Source organism: Ornithinibacillus contaminans, assembly GCF_001038425.2.
In the GTDB taxonomy this organism is placed as follows: domain Bacteria; phylum Bacillota; class Bacilli; order Bacillales; family Amphibacillaceae; genus Ornithinibacillus; species Ornithinibacillus contaminans.
On sequence record NZ_LDPV02000024.1, the window covers coordinates 97,818 to 112,263 of the forward strand.

Consider the following 14,446-nt stretch of genomic DNA (forward strand, 5'->3'; position numbering starts at 1 on the left):
CCTTATTGCTAAACTTTTTTCTCCATTCGGTATACGTAAGCAAGCACCTCTGCTACCGCTTGGTAGAACTCTTCTGGGATTGCTTCTCCTATTTCAACCGATGCATATAATGACCTTGCAAGTGGTCTATTTTCCACTGTCATGACATTATTTGCTTTGGCAATTTCTCTAATCTTAAAGGCGATATGGTCAACACCCTTCCCAACGACATAAGGTGCACTTGCTTTATCCTCGTCATACTTAATAGCAATTGCATAATGTGTCGGGTTTGTAATAACAACGTCAGCATTTGGAATTTCACTCATCATTCGGCGCATTGCTATTTGACGTTGTTTCTCTTTAATTTTGGATTTAATAAAAGGATCCCCTTCAATATTCTTATATTCATCCTTTATATCCTGTTTGGACATTCGCATATTCTTCTCAAAATCATAGCGCTGGTAAGCATAGTCAAAAACTGCTAAAAAGAGTAATGCTATCGTAGCACTGATCCCCATAATTAGGGTTGTCCTGCCGAAGAATGCTAGTGCATTTTCCGCGTTTTTGAAGGCTGTCATCAGCATATCATCCTTGAATATCCAAATGACCATAAACGTAATCGAACCAATTACAACAATCTTAAGAAATGACTTCAATAATTCAACAAGGGCACGCATCGAAAATATCCGCTTGGCACCTTGGATAGGATCTATTTTTTTCAAATCAAACTTTAACGGTTCTGTCGTGAATAAGAAGCCAATTTGCATTAAATTGGATGCTACCCCAATTATTAAGGCAATTACTAATACTGGAGCAATAATTTTGACAAGCTCGATGGTAGCTTCAGTAAATAGTTGAAAAATGTTATTTTCGGTAAGTTCCCAATTGATATATTCCGTAAAGGAGTGCTGATACAGAGCAAGCATATTATCCTTCATAAAGCTTCCAAATACAGCCATTAAAATTAAAACAAACAATAATAGAAATGCCGTGTTAATATCTTGGCTTTTGGCTACTCTACCTTTTTTTCGCTCATCGCTTCGTTTCTTTGGCGTAGCTTTTTCCGTTTTTTCTCCTGCAAAGAATTGTAAATCAAGCTGTAACTGCAAGCCTACGCACCTCCGAATAACTGCATAAGTCCTTGGATTGTCTCAAACATTGTCGTAAATAAATTCCTCACAAGAACAATATACAAGCTTAAGAACACGAGTATTGCTGCAAAGCTAACTAAAATCTTTAATGGGAGCCCGACAACAAATACATTAAGCTGTGGAACAGTTCGTGAAATAATGCCGAGTGCTACATCCACTAAAAACAAACATCCTACTATTGGGATAGAAATTTGGAAAGCTATGAGAAACATAGTATTGAATGCTCGAATAACAAATTCAGCAATATTCCCATCATGAAATGGAATATAAGCATCAATTGGAATAAATGTATAACTATTCACGATTCCATCTATTAACAAGTGATGGCCATCAACCGATAATAAGAATAGTAAGGCAATGATATAAAAATATTGTCCCGTTAATGGGCTTTGGGCACCTGTTTGAGGGTCCATCACGTTGGCGATTGCAAACCCCATCTGAAAATCAATAAATCCACCTGCAACTTGTACAGCTGAAACAATAATATAACCAATTAAACCTACTAAAATTCCTACCAGCGCTTCTTTAATCACTAAAAAGAAATACATCTCATCAATTACGATGGATGAAGAATCAACAGTATAAAACATCATAAATGCTAAAAAGAAGCTAATCCCAATTTTAAATGGAAGTGGAATTGTCCGATAAGAAATGAGTGGCATTGTAACAAAAAAGCCCAATACGCGAACTAAAATTAATAAAAATATAGGAAAACTATTAAGCGATATTAAGTCTAACATGGGTTACCCTACAAACCGATTTAGATTTTGAAATATGTCTGCCGTAAATTCAATCATCGTTGAAAGCATCCACGGACCGAAGAATATTAATCCTACTAAAACTGCAACAATCTTTGGAATAAAGGCAAGTGTTTGTTCTTGAATCTGAGTGGTTGCTTGAAAAATACTTACTAACAACCCTACAGCAAGTGCAAGTATAAGCAATGGACCTGTCACAAGTAATACGGTATAAATTCCTTTTTCTGCCAAAGCTAAAACAAATTCACTACTCAAGACAAAACCTCCTTTTCTGCTCTAAACCTACTCAAAAACCTGATAATAAGGAATGTGTAATTAAATACCAGCCATCTACCATAACAAATAGCAATATTTTAAATGGTAGTGATATCATAACTGGCGGTAACATCATCATCCCCATGGACATCAAAATACTTGCAACAGCCATATCGATAATTAAAAATGGTATAAAAATCATAAAGCCCATTTGAAATGCAGTTTTAAGCTCACTGATGGCAAATGCGGGTACCATTGCTGTCATTGGGATATCATTAATACTCTCAGGTGTTTCAATTTGGGCATAATTTAAAAATAATGCCAGGTCTTTTTGTCTAGTATGGTTGGCCATAAAACTCTTTATTGGTTCGCTTGCCCGATCATAGGCCTCATCCAATGTAATTTCTTCATTAAATAATGGTTGCAAGCCTTCTTCGTAAACCTCATTAAAGGTTGGTGCCATAATAAAAAATGTTAAAAATAACGCAATTCCAATGAGTACTTGATTCGGCGGCATTTGCTGTGTCGCTAGTGATGTTCGAACAAATGATAATACGATAATAATTCTTGTAAAGCTTGTCATTAGAATCAGAATACCTGGTGCTAATGAAAAGACTGTTAATAACAGGATTAATTTTACTGAAGTAGACACATTTGCAGGATCTGAACTAGAAAACATATCCATAAATTCATTCATGACTATCTTCCTTCTCGACTTGCTTCGTTAGTAGTTTTTTTCTGTTTTGTTTTAACTTTTCTAGTTCACTTGAAAACAGATTTTTAAAATCATTTTTTGTTTGATTTGGTTCACTAGTCGCTTGTCCAGCTTTCGATTGAAACACAGATAAAATATTTCCTGCTTTAAATTCTGTCTGTTGTTCGAAGCTTTGTAGAAGTTCATTCTTGATGGCTTCATCTTCAATTTCCTCAAGTAACTGGACATTCTCGCCAACACCAATTAGGTAAATCTTACTTCCAACTCGTACAAGTTGAATGGATTTACTTGGTCCAACTGTTATTCCACCTAGATTTTCTAATGCCCTCACCTGGCTAAATAACTTATTTCGCTTATTGAGAAATTTGAGCAATAAATAAATCAACACAAGAATTAACAATAACGCGAAAACCATTTTGATAATGTCCCATACTAAGGAGCCATTATCTACTTCTGGTTCAGCAACTGGCGTTTCACCAAGTTCAGTATTATTTTCTGTATTATCGTTTGGAGATTCTTCTCCTTGTTCATCTGCATTTTCAGGGAACATATCCTTCACCAAATCCCCTTCTGCAAATGCAAAAGTAGGTAATGATAGGAAGATACATAATACTCCTAAAAGGATCCCTAAACCGCTTTTTTTAATCAACGTACTCACTCGTTTCTTAGTCCAATGCTTTTTGGATTGCTTCAATTACACGATCTGCTTGGAATGGTTTTACGATAAAATCTTTTGCACCTGCTTGAATAGCATCAATAACCATTGCTTGTTGACCCATTGCAGAACACATAATGATTTTTGCTTCTGGATTCGTTTCTCTAATTTTTTTCAATGCGGATAATCCATCCATTTCAGGCATTGTAATATCCATCGTAACTAAATCTGGTGTAAGCTCCTGGTACATCTGTACAGCTTGTGCACCATCTTGTGCTTCTCCTACTACCTCAAAACCGTTTTTCGATAAAATATCTTTAATCATCATGCGCATAAATGCAGCATCATCTACTATTAAAATGCGATTACTCATTGTTATATCCCCCTAGTGTGATTATTTCAGCTTCATGAGTCGATCAGACTGACTAATTATATCAGTCACTCGGACACCAAAGTTTTCATCGATTACTACTACTTCACCTTGTGCGATTAATTTATCATTAACTAAAATATCAACAGGTTCCCCAGCTAGTTTATCTAACTCCACTATTGACCCTGCAGTTAAATCTAAAATGTCCTTAATCGTACGCTTCGTACGGCCGAGCTCAACCGTAACCTTCAATGGAATATCAAGTAGCATATCAAGATTACGATGCTGATTGGTTACTGGACCTTGAGAACTAAAATTAGAAAACTCAGCTTGTTGCACATTGTTTTTATTCAAAATTGCTTGGTTACCGATAAATTGTGTTTCATTACTCGTATTCATTGTCTGAATTGGAGTCCCCTCATTTACCTGAGTTTGTGTAGCCATCTGTTGCGTACTATATGCTGTTTCTTGTTGCATAACTGGTTCTGCAACTGCTACAGCAGCTTCTGCTTGTGCAGCTTGTTCTTCCTCTAATAAATCTTCAACCAATTGCTTAGCAAAATGAATTGGCATTAATTGCATAATACTAGAATCAATTAAGCTGCCTACCTTTAATTGGAATGATACTTTTACAAAGAATTCATCATCACCATGATCTTCTGCAACGGCTGATTGCGAAATAGACGGTGGTGAAATATCAACACGCTTATCAAATACGGTTGACATACTAGTAGCTGCAGCACCCATCATTTGGTTCATGGCTTCTTGTACTGCACTTAGATGAATTTCATTCAACTCTTCAAACGGACCTTCACCAGTACCACCTAACATGACATCGGAAATAACCGCAGCATCCTCTGCCTTAATCACCAGTACATTTTTACCGGAGAAGCCCTCTACATAATTTACTTGAACACTTACATGTTCAAATTGAAATGCTTCATCGATTTGATTCTTACTAATGATTGATACGGATGGTGTTGTGATTTCGACTTTATGATTTAAAAGTGTTGAAAGCGTAGTTGCTGAGCTTCCAAAAGATATATTTCCTATCTCACCTAATGTATCGATTTCGGTATTGGAAAGATACTTGCTACTATCTATTTCTTCATGAGTCGTTTCTTTTGTTTCCTTCGGTTCTTCATCTGCACCAACTTTTAATAGTGCATCTATCTCGTCTTGGGAAAGCATTCCATCATTCATCATTCTTCAACCCCTCCCTTTATTTCGTCCAATATCTGTACAGATAATTTATTTTTAAATTTACCTGGCTGTACATGGAATTTGGCTTCGTCATTGACTTTTAACACTAACGGCTGTTCAACTGGACGATTTAATGCAATGACATCATCTGTATTTAACGCTAGTAATTGTTGTAAATTAATTGTTGTTTCTCCAAGAATTGCTTTTGCATCAACAAACACTTTTTCAATATTTCGTGTAAGTTTATCGAGCGCTTCTGGATCTGGCTTTTTCGTTGCATTTTGCATCCAATATTGTACAGACAATCGAGAAAGAATTGGTTCTAATACGATATGCGGAATACAAATATTAATCATACCACTCACTTCACCAATAGCTGTGTTTAACGATACAACAACTACCGTTTCGTTTGGCGATACTAATTGTAGAAACTGTGGATTGATTTCCATATCCTCTAATACTGGTTCAGTGTCAATAAGAGAAGACCACGCTTCTTTTAAGCTAATGGTTGCCTTATCGAATAATTGCGAAATAAGGATTGTTTCAATCTCTGTTAGATTATCGATTTTATTAATGGAGTCCCCTCGACCACCTAATAAACGATCAAGCATTCCATAGGCAATGTTCGGATTGACTTCCATGATAATTCTACCATCTAGTGGTGCTATATTATATAGGTTAATTACGGTAACTTTGGGAATCGATCGGATAAATTCTTCATACGGAATTTGGTCGACGGAAGCAACTGTAATGTTTACATAGGTTCGAAGCTGGGAAGAAAACAATGTCGTTAAAAGTCGTGCATAGTTTTCGTGTATTCTACCGATGCTTCGAATTTGGTCTTTTGAAAATCGTAGTGCACGTTTGAAATCATAGACCCGAACCCGTTTCTCTTTTTCCTCTTTTTTTAGCTCTTCTGCGTCCATGTCACCAGTAGTTAATGCTGATAAAAGGGCGTCGATTTCATTTTGCGAGAGAACTTCTTCTGCCACAGATACTCACCTCCATATCGGAGTATTGTTTTTCTACTGTAAAATTTTATTGATTGTGTATACGTCTGTCGCTAAGCCATCTGTCATTACTTCGTTTAACTTAGTAAGTAGACTATCCTCTACATTGGTTAGGCCTGTTTTAAAGGATTCCTCATCCATAGTAGCTAATTCCTTAATTAAAATATTGCGGACTTGAAATTCCCGCTTTTCGATTTCTTCTCGTGCTTCTTTACTGTCTGTCACTATTTGAAATTGTATACGAACAAAGCTACCATCACTAAGATCCGTTGTAATTTCAGGTGTTTGATACGAGTATTCAACAATCTCATCAATGGATTGTTCGTCACCTTGTTCCCGTTTTTCTATAACATTTAAAACAATTACAGCTGCAACAACACCAATTAAAATGATAATGACTAACGATAAAAGCATTGTTTTCACTAATTTACTCACTTCTTTTTTCCACCTCACTTAGTGCATGTATTATTCCTATCCGCTTATAATAAGATGTTATAAGTTCAACTACCTCTTCTTCTTTTTCCTTTACAACAATTTTTTTACCGTTTAGTAAGGTGATTGTTGTATCGGGATAGGACTGGATTTGCTCAATCATAAATGCATTCAAGGTGAATGATTCACCATTTAGCCGTTTTAGTTTTATCATGTTATTGGAAGAAGTGCCCTAATACTTCAGGGCACTTCCTACCTCCCTATTATCGTTTTAAGTTAACGAGTTCTTGTAGGATTTCATCAGAAGTTGTAATAATTCTTGTGTTTGCTTGGAATCCACGCTGTGCTGTGATCATCTCTGTAAATTCTTCAGAAAGATCTACGTTTGACATTTCAAGTGCACCACTAACGACAGAAGCACCTTCTGTTTCTGGAATAATTAGTCCAGTATAACCAGCGTTAGCACTATTTAAGAACAAGTTACTTCCAGCTTTTTGTAAACCACCTGGGTTGGAGAAGTTAGCAAGTGCAATTTGACCAGCTACTCTTGTGTTCCCATTTTCATCAACATAGTTAACTGTACCATTTGCTTGTACACTGAAGCTTTGAGCGTTTTCTGGGATGTTAATCGGGCCAACTAGATCATAGTTGATGCCATCGACATTAAGTTCACTTGAAGTACCTTGTGAACCTGCTGGATCATCTGGAGTTGTAACTGTGATTGTTCCATCTGGAGCTGTGGTTACAACAACTTGTCCAACATTATTTGGTAAAATATAAGTCTCAATAATATTGTTATCTTCATCAGTAGTTACTTCTGGCTCTAAACCTTCCGCATAAATCCCAGCATTGTTTTCAGGATGAATAATTTCAATAGTTGTTTCGCCATTTACTGTTGTAATACGCGTCTGAATACTAGCATCATCAGTTGCAGTGATTTGTGTACCTGCATTATTCTGCTGTGTATAGCCCATTAGGTATAACCCTTGAGGATTTACAATGTTTCCTTGTTCATCCAAATAAAAATTACCTGCACGAGTATAGGCTACATTAGAGTTTTCTAAATTACCTGGTACTAGATCACTTGCTAACACAAACATTCCATCTCCCTCTAGAGCGAAGTCTAGTGGGTTGTTTGTTGTTTGACGGAAACCTTGTGTGTGAATATTGTCAATTGATCCAAGCTGTGAACCTAAACCAACCTGTGCTGGGTTTACCCCACCACGCATCATATTTCCTGCTGGTCCAGTTGTTGGTGCTTGTGCACCTGTTGTCATCTGACTCATCATATCTTGGAAGGTTACTCGACCTTTTTTAAAGCCTGATGTATTAACATTGGCAATGTTGTTACCAATTACATCTAATTTTGTTTGAAAGTTTTTCATTCCTGAAATACCTGAATACATTGAACGTAACATTTCGTTCTCCCCTTTAATCGGTTTTTGATAGCTGTATCAATCAGTCAACAGCTTATTGGCCTCCCAATAGGGTCCAGCCTATTCGTTAATTAAAATTGTTCCATTGATATTTGTGAAGATTCTGTTTGATGCTTCTTCTAAATTCATTGCTGTTACAACGGTATTGTTTTTAGCACTTACGAGTAGAGCAGCATTATTCATCACTACTAACGAATCGGTAATGCCTTTTTCTTTTGCTTCAACAACTTTATCATTGATTAACTGCCATTGCTTGTCATTCAATTGAATATTTCGTTCTTGAAGTCTTTCCGTTGCATGCTTACTAATTTTCAATTCCTGCTGTTCCTGGAGAATCGATTTGAAATCTAGCTTCGATTCACTAGGATGATTCGTTTTCGGTACTGCAGGAAATTGTAGAGCGTGCTGTCTAGGCACTTGATGGATTCGATGATCCATAGCTTTTCACTTCCTTTACTGCTAGCCCGCTATTCCGTTTCAGCTGATTCCTCTTTTGCTTCCTTTGCTCTTACTTCTAGGACTGTATCCGCGTAAATCTTCTTACCATTCTCCAATTCGAGTACGGCAAAGCCCTCGTATTGACTAACAGAAACAACCTCACTTGTTACGATATCAAGCTTTTTACCTGTTTCTTCATCATAATCTTGGTATGAAACATCCTTACCAATCATATGGCTATACTGAATTACTGGTGAAATCATTTGATTTTGAACAAGCGAACTAATTGAGTTGGTCATGTTCATCATCTGTTCTAATGATGAAAATTGAGCTAGCTGTGAAATGAATTCACGGTCTTCCATCGGACTCGTTGGATCCTGATTGGATAGTTGGGCCATCAAGATTTTTAAAAATTCATCTTTACCAAGTTCACTACTTGGTACTCTTGTTGTTGATTGATTTCTCAAATACAACGATGGATCAATTGTTGGCAATTTACTCACCTACACTTTCTCATTCAGAATCATTTCATTTAATTGTGATTGAAAATCTTCTTCGCTATGATTTTTTTCTTGTTGCTCTGAATGGTCAGATTGACCTTGTTGTTGACTGTTTAATGATTGTTCATCATTCTGCTTGGTTGGATTTTGTGTTTGTCCACTAATAACATCCTGACGTTCAATAACGACTTGTTGTGGAGAAAACATATGCTTCAATTGATTCATATTCGATTCCAACATATCCTTGGCAGCTTGTGATGTGACTAAAATTTTAACAGTCATTTCCCCGTTAATTTGGGTTAAACGAATCATCATTTCACCAAGATTGTCTGGACGAAGGGCAATTGACAGTTGATTTAAACCGTTTGGCGTCGTCATGAATTTGCTTGATTTCATCACTTGCTGAAATTGATCCATAACTTGCTGTTCAACCGATTGACTACTTTGATTTTGATTAACATAAATAACGAATTGTTCCAGCTTCGGTAATGCTGTATTCGTCTGGAAGGTCGCTTGTTGTACTGGTTGATTTACATTAGTTGACACTTTCGTTGCATCCTGTAATCCAGGAACTTCTTGTTCAACTGCTGTAGTTTGTCCAGTAGTTCCAGCTGCCTCGGAAACCTGCTGATTACGAATCGCATTCTCAATCCATTTTGCAACATCTTTGGTGGTTACTTGAGAGTCACTGTTGTAAAGTTGTTTTGCTGAGAGATTGCTTCGATTTTGAAAAGCGACAATAATCTCTTTCAAAGCAGGATATTGTTCAAGGTCAAGGTTAATAGAACGATTTACTACATCAGATGTTGGGTTTGTTCCAGCTAGCTTAGCTTCTAGTTTCGTTAACTGCTGCAACAACTCTAGCATCTTTGGAGCAATTTTTTTACTATCCTCTTCCGTCGAAACAGTTGCTAGGAGATTTTCTAATTTTGCTAAAATCGCTGTTAGCTGTTGTTCTAGCTTTTCCAGTTCCTCTTGATTGAGGTGAATACCCATAGTAGCATCAAGTGCTTGTACAGATAGCTCCGAATCAAGTGATTCCGTTGTATCCTGTTGGTTATTCGTTATTAACCCAAGTAGACTAGCTGCTAATTCATTGTTCGGATTATCTACTGTCTCTTCGACCATTCCTAGCAAATCACTAGGTTGCAGATTCATCGCTTCTAGGAAGGATTGTAATTCCACCTTTATTTCTCCGGTTGCAGGTATTAATGCATTTGATGTCTGAACCGCCGCTGAAAGAAGCGCCTGTGCTTGTCCTTGTTCTATTTCACCTTTTTTTAATAGACTAGGAAAAGATACTGTTCCTTCGCTCGCTTTTGCAGCATTCTTATTCAGGTTACCTTTTACTTCTGTTGTCGGTGGAGCCTGTAATATCATTCCCATCGCGTTCATGTTGTCACCTCCTTTCAAATTCGAATGATTATCGAGCTTCTATAAACATTTCCGTAATAGTAGCAGCCTTCTCTGGATTCATGCTCTCCATAATTACGCCACGTTCTTCATCGGTCATTTCACTTAGGAGCATATAGGCTGCATTCGTCTCAAGCTCTTCTAAAATCAAAGCCGCCTGCTTACTCTTCATTTCAGTAAATGAACTAGATATTTTTTTTACGGTTTGATTGGAAGTCTGATCGATTTCGTCATCTTGCTGTGCACTAGCTGAAGCTACTTCCATATCACGGTTTAGCTTTTGCACCTCTAACTTCAGCTGTTCAATCTGACCCTCAAGATCTTCTTTCTCAACAGTTAGTTGCTCGATTTTCTCATCCTTTGAGGCAAGCTTTGCATCGATGTCTTCTTGTTTCTTCTCTTCCCTAGCTTCCTCGTCAGTCGTAATGAGGGATGAAATTACTGGAATGTTATTCCCTTTATTTTTGGCCCAGTCAATTACATCTACCCCAGCCACTGCGAAAACGATAATTGTTAACGTCAATGCAATGATGACCGGTATTACTATTGCAAATAAGAACCATAGGAATGGATTCATTTTTTCTTTTTCTATTACATTTCCCTTTGCCATCGCATTCACCTATTTTTGTGACTAAGATATTGTTGGATAGATATGTCATCCATTAGTGCTTTTTCTTCTTTCTTAATTACCTCTAGTTCTTCTCTTGTACGGAACTCGATAATCTTTTCGAACTTTTTGGCTTCTACATGAGCTTCTGAGAGCAACACTTGCTTTGTTTCCATTTGTGTTCTCGCTTGCTGTACTTGTTCTTGCAGTACAATAATCCGTTTGTTTAACGTTTCGATATAGGCGATTTGATCTTGAATTTGCTCAAGATCCATGTTTTCACATAACGCTTCTTCGTACATTTCTTCAGCTGATTCCTTTTGTTTAAGCAACTGAAACAATTTTGTAGCTACTTGTTCAAACGATTCAACGGACTGGTGATATTCAACCTGGGCATTCTTCTTTTCCAGCTCTCGAATATCAAGTATTTTCGTTAATGCTAGAGTTCCTGCCATTGTTAACTACCTCCATTTAGAAGCAATTTTAGCTTCTCAAACGTTTCCTCAAATGTTAATCTTTCGTCAACGCTCTGCTTCAAAAATTGTTGGATTTTCGGATAATAAAGAATTGCTTTATCAATTTCATGATCAGTACCTCGTTTATAGGCTCCGATTTGAATTAGCTCTTTATTATCTTCATATTTTGCTAATAATGAACGCGTCTGCTGTGCAAGTTCTAAATGCTCAGGTGTGACAACTTGATTCATTACCCGGCTAATCGATTTCAAGATATTAATAGCAGGGTATTGCCCTTGCTCTGCTAGCTTTCGATCCATTACAAAGTGTCCATCAAGTATCCCTCGAACCGTATCAGCAATAGGTTCATTCATGTCATCTCCATCTACTAGCACCGTATAAAAGGCTGTAATTGCGCCATGGCTATTGGTACCAGTTCTCTCCAACAGCTTCGGTAAGATAGAGAAAACAGAAGGTGTATATCCTTTTGTCGTTGGTGGTTCACCAGTTGCTAACCCTACTTCTCGTTGAGCCATTGCAACACGTGTTACTGAATCCATCATTAAATTAACCTGGTAGCCTAAATCACGAAAATATTCGCTAATTGCTGTCGCTGTATATGCCCCTTTAATTCGCATCAGTGCAGGTTGATCAGAGGTCGCTACAACAACAATTGACTTTTCTAAACCTTCAGGACCGAGATCTTTCTCAATGAACTCTCGAACTTCACGTCCACGCTCACCGATTAAGGCAATTACATTAATATCTGCTTTACTATTTCTAGCAATCATTCCTAGTAGAGTACTTTTCCCTACACCACTTCCAGCAAATAAACCAATACGCTGTCCTCTACCAACTGTAAGCATCGAATCAATTGCTTTGACACCAACTTGAATTGGGTCTGATATCGTCGGTCTACTCATTGGATTAGGTGGCGCTTGTTCAGTTAGAAAGTTCGATAAACCTTTAGGCAAAGCTGATTGATCTAATGGTTTTCCTAATGAATCAATTACCATGCCAATTAATCCCCTACCTACCTTGACTGTTAAAGGTTTTCCAGTAGATTCTACTAGGCAACCCGGACCGATTTCGGTCACTTCGTTGTACGGCATCAAGATAACTTTTTCATCATGAAATCCGACAACTTCTGCAAGAACAGGCTTTTTATTCATGTTCATCGCAGAATGAATATAACAAACCTCGCCAATATTAGCGGCAGGACCAACTGACTCAATCATGATACCCACAACACGCTGAACCTTACCATAGCGTTTGTATACATCTGCTTCTTCAATTGCATTCAGGTAACTTGTTAGATTCATTCTTTATTCTCCATTACAATTTCATGCAATACATGTTGTATTTGAGATAATTGTGTATCTACACTTGCATCTATTTTGCCAAATGGATGTTCAATGACACAGCTTCCGGCTTCAAGGCTTTCGTTCACATAGATAGAAAGCTCGGCCTTCTTTTCTAGTATTCGTTCCAGTTCTGATTTCTGCGATAAAACATATTCATAATGATCTGGATGCAAATAAATGGATAGCACGCGTTGGTCTTTAATGGTACTGATTGCATCTTTCACAATCGGTACAAATGATGCTGGGTCATCTTTAAGTTGTTGCTTAATTACCTTTTCTGCCACTTGTAATCCAAGCATTAGAATGGATTCTTCACTCTTTTCAATCGTGGCTTCGTAATCCTTTTTAGATGCTATAATAATGGAATTGGCCTGCTCAAGAAGTTCTTGATATTGCGTAATACTCTCTTCTTTTCCTTGTGCAAACCCTTCCTGATAACCGGTTTCTTTTGCAGCCTCCATTAGCTTAAGCTTTTCTGTTTCCCAGCTTTCACGCATAGCTTGAATTTCTTTATCCGTATCTGCTAGGAGTATTTCTCTCTGCTGTTGGATCGCTTCTAGATCTGCTTTTGCTTGATGAAGTTCAGCTAATTCTGCTTGTAAGTCAGCTTGATAACTAATCTGTTCTTCGTCAACCGGAAGTTCAATTTGCTTAATTTGGATAACTCGTTTTGTTTCCGAATTAGACAATGATATCGTCTCCTCCACCACGAGCAATCACAATCTCACCGACATCCTCTAGTCGACGAATGATTGCCACAATTCGTGATTGTGCTTCTTCTACATCACGTAGTCGAACCGGCCCCATATATTCCATTTCTTCCTTAAAGGTGTCCGCCATACGTTGTGACATATTTTTAAAGACGATTTCTTTCACCTCATCACTAGCAACTTTCAGCGCAAGACGAAGGTCCTCGTTTTCCACTTCACGAATAACACGTTGGATTGCACGGTTATCAAGAATAACAATATCCTCGAATACAAACATTCGTTTCTTAATTTCATCTGCTAATTCTGGATCTTGTATTTCTAGTGCATCTAAAATAGTACGTTCAGTACTACGGTCTACGCCATTTAATACTTCTACCACTGTTTGAATTCCACCAGCCTGTGTGTAATCCTCTGTAAAGGATGAAGAAATGTTACGTTCTAACACTTCTTCCACCTGACTAATTATTTCTGGTGATGTGGAATCCATCGTCGCAATTCGTTTTGCAATATCTGCTTGCATTTCCTGTGGTAAAGCAGATAAAATTTGTCCTGCTTGTTCTGGATCAAAATAAGATAGTACTAGTGCAATTGTTTGAGGATGCTCCCCTTGAATATAGTTTAATACTTGTTGGGGATCTGCTTTTCGTGCAAAGTCAAACGGTCTTATTTGCAATGAGGATGTGAGACGATTAATAATATTGCTCGCTTCACTTTCCCCAAAAGCTTTTTCTAGCACAGTTTTGGCATAACCAATACCACCTTGTGATATATAATCCTGCGCCAGTGCGATTTGATGAAACTGTTCAAGCACTTCTTCTTTCATAGTTGCATCTACTTTTTTTTACGGATGATATTTCAAGACTCAGCCTCTCAATTTCTTCCTCGGTAAGATGCTTATATACTTGAGCCGATACATCTGGACCAAGGGAGATTAAGAGAATTGCCGCTTTTTGTTTTCCCGATAATTCAGTTTGTTGTCTAGCCATGCAGGTAAC

Annotated in this window: 18 protein-coding genes and 1 pseudogene; all 19 read right to left on the reverse strand. The window is 37.5% G+C overall.

The annotated features are described in order from the left end of the window. Window positions 1–8 precede the first annotated feature (8 nt). A complete protein-coding gene (flhB, locus tag JF53_RS05890) occupies window positions 9–1,088 on the reverse strand; it encodes a flagellar biosynthesis protein FlhB (RefSeq protein ID WP_047981257.1) in 1,080 nt (359 codons plus the stop codon). 2 nt (window positions 1,089–1,090) lie between these two features. Continuing rightward, on the reverse strand, window positions 1,091–1,870 hold the full coding sequence (fliR, locus tag JF53_RS05895; RefSeq protein WP_047981258.1) for a flagellar biosynthetic protein FliR: 780 nt from the start codon (window positions 1,868–1,870) through the stop codon (window positions 1,091–1,093). Between the two features lie 3 nt (window positions 1,871–1,873). Next, the gene (gene fliQ, locus JF53_RS05900; RefSeq protein WP_047981259.1) at window positions 1,874–2,143 is read right to left on the reverse strand and encodes a flagellar biosynthesis protein FliQ; all 270 of its coding nucleotides are present in this window, start codon (window positions 2,141–2,143) and stop codon (window positions 1,874–1,876) included. 31 nt (window positions 2,144–2,174) lie between these two features. Continuing rightward, window positions 2,175–2,840, reverse strand: a complete 666-nt coding sequence (gene fliP, locus JF53_RS05905) for a flagellar type III secretion system pore protein FliP (protein WP_047981260.1) — start codon at window positions 2,838–2,840, stop codon at window positions 2,175–2,177. Beyond that, window positions 2,833–3,507: a flagellar biosynthetic protein FliO gene (locus JF53_RS05910; protein ID WP_053071912.1), complete on the reverse strand. Its 675-nt coding sequence runs from the start codon at window positions 3,505–3,507 to the stop codon at window positions 2,833–2,835. The genes fliP and JF53_RS05910 overlap by 8 nt, the downstream gene beginning before the upstream one ends. A 16-nt stretch (window positions 3,508–3,523) precedes the next feature. Next, complete coding sequence (locus tag JF53_RS05915) at window positions 3,524–3,886, reverse strand: response regulator (protein ID WP_047981261.1); 363 nt, start codon at window positions 3,884–3,886, stop codon at window positions 3,524–3,526. Window positions 3,887–3,907: 21 nt separating this feature from the next. Further along, complete coding sequence (gene fliY, locus JF53_RS05920; protein WP_047981262.1) at window positions 3,908–5,089, reverse strand: flagellar motor switch phosphatase FliY; 1,182 nt, start codon at window positions 5,087–5,089, stop codon at window positions 3,908–3,910. Beyond that, window positions 5,086–6,078 (reverse strand): flagellar motor switch protein FliM, encoded by a 993-nt coding sequence (gene fliM / locus JF53_RS05925; protein WP_047981263.1) that lies wholly within the window; start codon window positions 6,076–6,078, stop codon window positions 5,086–5,088. The genes fliY and fliM overlap by 4 nt, the downstream gene beginning before the upstream one ends. 33 nt (window positions 6,079–6,111) lie before the next feature. Beyond that, window positions 6,112–6,531 carry a flagellar basal body-associated protein FliL gene (gene fliL, locus JF53_RS05930; RefSeq protein ID WP_047981264.1) on the reverse strand — a complete coding sequence of 140 codons (420 nt, stop codon included), beginning with the start codon at window positions 6,529–6,531 and terminating at the stop codon, window positions 6,112–6,114. Further along, a complete protein-coding gene (locus JF53_RS05935) occupies window positions 6,524–6,742 on the reverse strand; it encodes a flagellar FlbD family protein (RefSeq protein ID WP_047981265.1) in 219 nt (72 codons plus the stop codon). Before JF53_RS05935 ends, fliL begins: the two co-directional genes overlap by 8 nt. Before the next feature lie 49 nt (window positions 6,743–6,791). Then, complete coding sequence (locus JF53_RS05940) at window positions 6,792–7,946, reverse strand: flagellar hook-basal body complex protein (RefSeq protein WP_047981266.1); 1,155 nt, start codon at window positions 7,944–7,946, stop codon at window positions 6,792–6,794. Between the two features lie 78 nt (window positions 7,947–8,024). Continuing rightward, window positions 8,025–8,402: a TIGR02530 family flagellar biosynthesis protein gene (locus JF53_RS05945; protein ID WP_047981267.1), complete on the reverse strand. Its 378-nt coding sequence runs from the start codon at window positions 8,400–8,402 to the stop codon at window positions 8,025–8,027. Window positions 8,403–8,431: 29 nt separating this feature from the next. Continuing rightward, window positions 8,432–8,896: a flagellar hook assembly protein FlgD gene (gene flgD, locus JF53_RS05950; protein ID WP_047981398.1), complete on the reverse strand. Its 465-nt coding sequence runs from the start codon at window positions 8,894–8,896 to the stop codon at window positions 8,432–8,434. Window positions 8,897–8,905: 9 nt separating this feature from the next. After that, window positions 8,906–10,297 (reverse strand): flagellar hook-length control protein FliK, encoded by a 1,392-nt coding sequence (locus JF53_RS05955; RefSeq protein ID WP_047981268.1) that lies wholly within the window; start codon window positions 10,295–10,297, stop codon window positions 8,906–8,908. 28 nt (window positions 10,298–10,325) lie between these two features. Continuing rightward, window positions 10,326–10,925 (reverse strand): MotE family protein, encoded by a 600-nt coding sequence (locus JF53_RS05960; RefSeq protein WP_047981269.1) that lies wholly within the window; start codon window positions 10,923–10,925, stop codon window positions 10,326–10,328. 5 nt (window positions 10,926–10,930) lie between these two features. Further along, complete coding sequence (gene fliJ / locus JF53_RS05965; RefSeq protein WP_047981270.1) at window positions 10,931–11,377, reverse strand: flagellar export protein FliJ; 447 nt, start codon at window positions 11,375–11,377, stop codon at window positions 10,931–10,933. Window positions 11,378–11,379: 2 nt separating this feature from the next. Next, window positions 11,380–12,699, reverse strand: coding sequence for a flagellar protein export ATPase FliI (gene fliI / locus JF53_RS05970; RefSeq protein ID WP_047981271.1), 1,320 nt, complete (start codon window positions 12,697–12,699; stop codon window positions 11,380–11,382). Beyond that, the gene (fliH, locus tag JF53_RS05975) at window positions 12,696–13,430 is read right to left on the reverse strand and encodes a flagellar assembly protein FliH (protein ID WP_047981272.1); all 735 of its coding nucleotides are present in this window, start codon (window positions 13,428–13,430) and stop codon (window positions 12,696–12,698) included. The genes fliI and fliH overlap by 4 nt, the downstream gene beginning before the upstream one ends. Next, window positions 13,423–14,437: pseudogene (gene fliG, locus JF53_RS05980) on the reverse strand (flagellar motor switch protein FliG). Before fliG ends, fliH begins: the two are co-directional and overlap by 8 nt. Window positions 14,438–14,446: the final 9 nt, after the last annotated feature.

What these genes read in the sequence shown, in the direction of transcription:
- fliJ (WP_047981270.1), bottom strand. Translation starts at nt 11,377, where the DNA reads ATGGCAGGAACTCTAGCATTAACGAAAATACTTGATATTCGAGAGCTG.
- fliY (WP_047981262.1), bottom strand. Translation starts at nt 5,089, where the DNA reads ATGATGAATGATGGAATGCTTTCCCAAGACGAGATAGATGCACTATTA.
- JF53_RS05940 (WP_047981266.1), bottom strand. Translation starts at nt 7,946, where the DNA reads ATGTTACGTTCAATGTATTCAGGTATTTCAGGAATGAAAAACTTTCAA.
- JF53_RS05960 (WP_047981269.1), bottom strand. Translation starts at nt 10,925, where the DNA reads ATGGCAAAGGGAAATGTAATAGAAAAAGAAAAAATGAATCCATTCCTA.
- fliI (WP_047981271.1), bottom strand. Translation starts at nt 12,699, where the DNA reads ATGAATCTAACAAGTTACCTGAATGCAATTGAAGAAGCAGATGTATAC.
- JF53_RS05955 (WP_047981268.1), bottom strand. Translation starts at nt 10,297, where the DNA reads ATGAACGCGATGGGAATGATATTACAGGCTCCACCGACAACAGAAGTA.
- fliR (WP_047981258.1), bottom strand. Translation starts at nt 1,870, where the DNA reads ATGTTAGACTTAATATCGCTTAATAGTTTTCCTATATTTTTATTAATT.
- JF53_RS05935 (WP_047981265.1), bottom strand. Translation starts at nt 6,742, where the DNA reads ATGATAAAACTAAAACGGCTAAATGGTGAATCATTCACCTTGAATGCA.
- JF53_RS05945 (WP_047981267.1), bottom strand. Translation starts at nt 8,402, where the DNA reads ATGGATCATCGAATCCATCAAGTGCCTAGACAGCACGCTCTACAATTT.
- fliP (WP_047981260.1), bottom strand. Translation starts at nt 2,840, where the DNA reads ATGAATGAATTTATGGATATGTTTTCTAGTTCAGATCCTGCAAATGTG.
- JF53_RS05915 (WP_047981261.1), bottom strand. Translation starts at nt 3,886, where the DNA reads ATGAGTAATCGCATTTTAATAGTAGATGATGCTGCATTTATGCGCATG.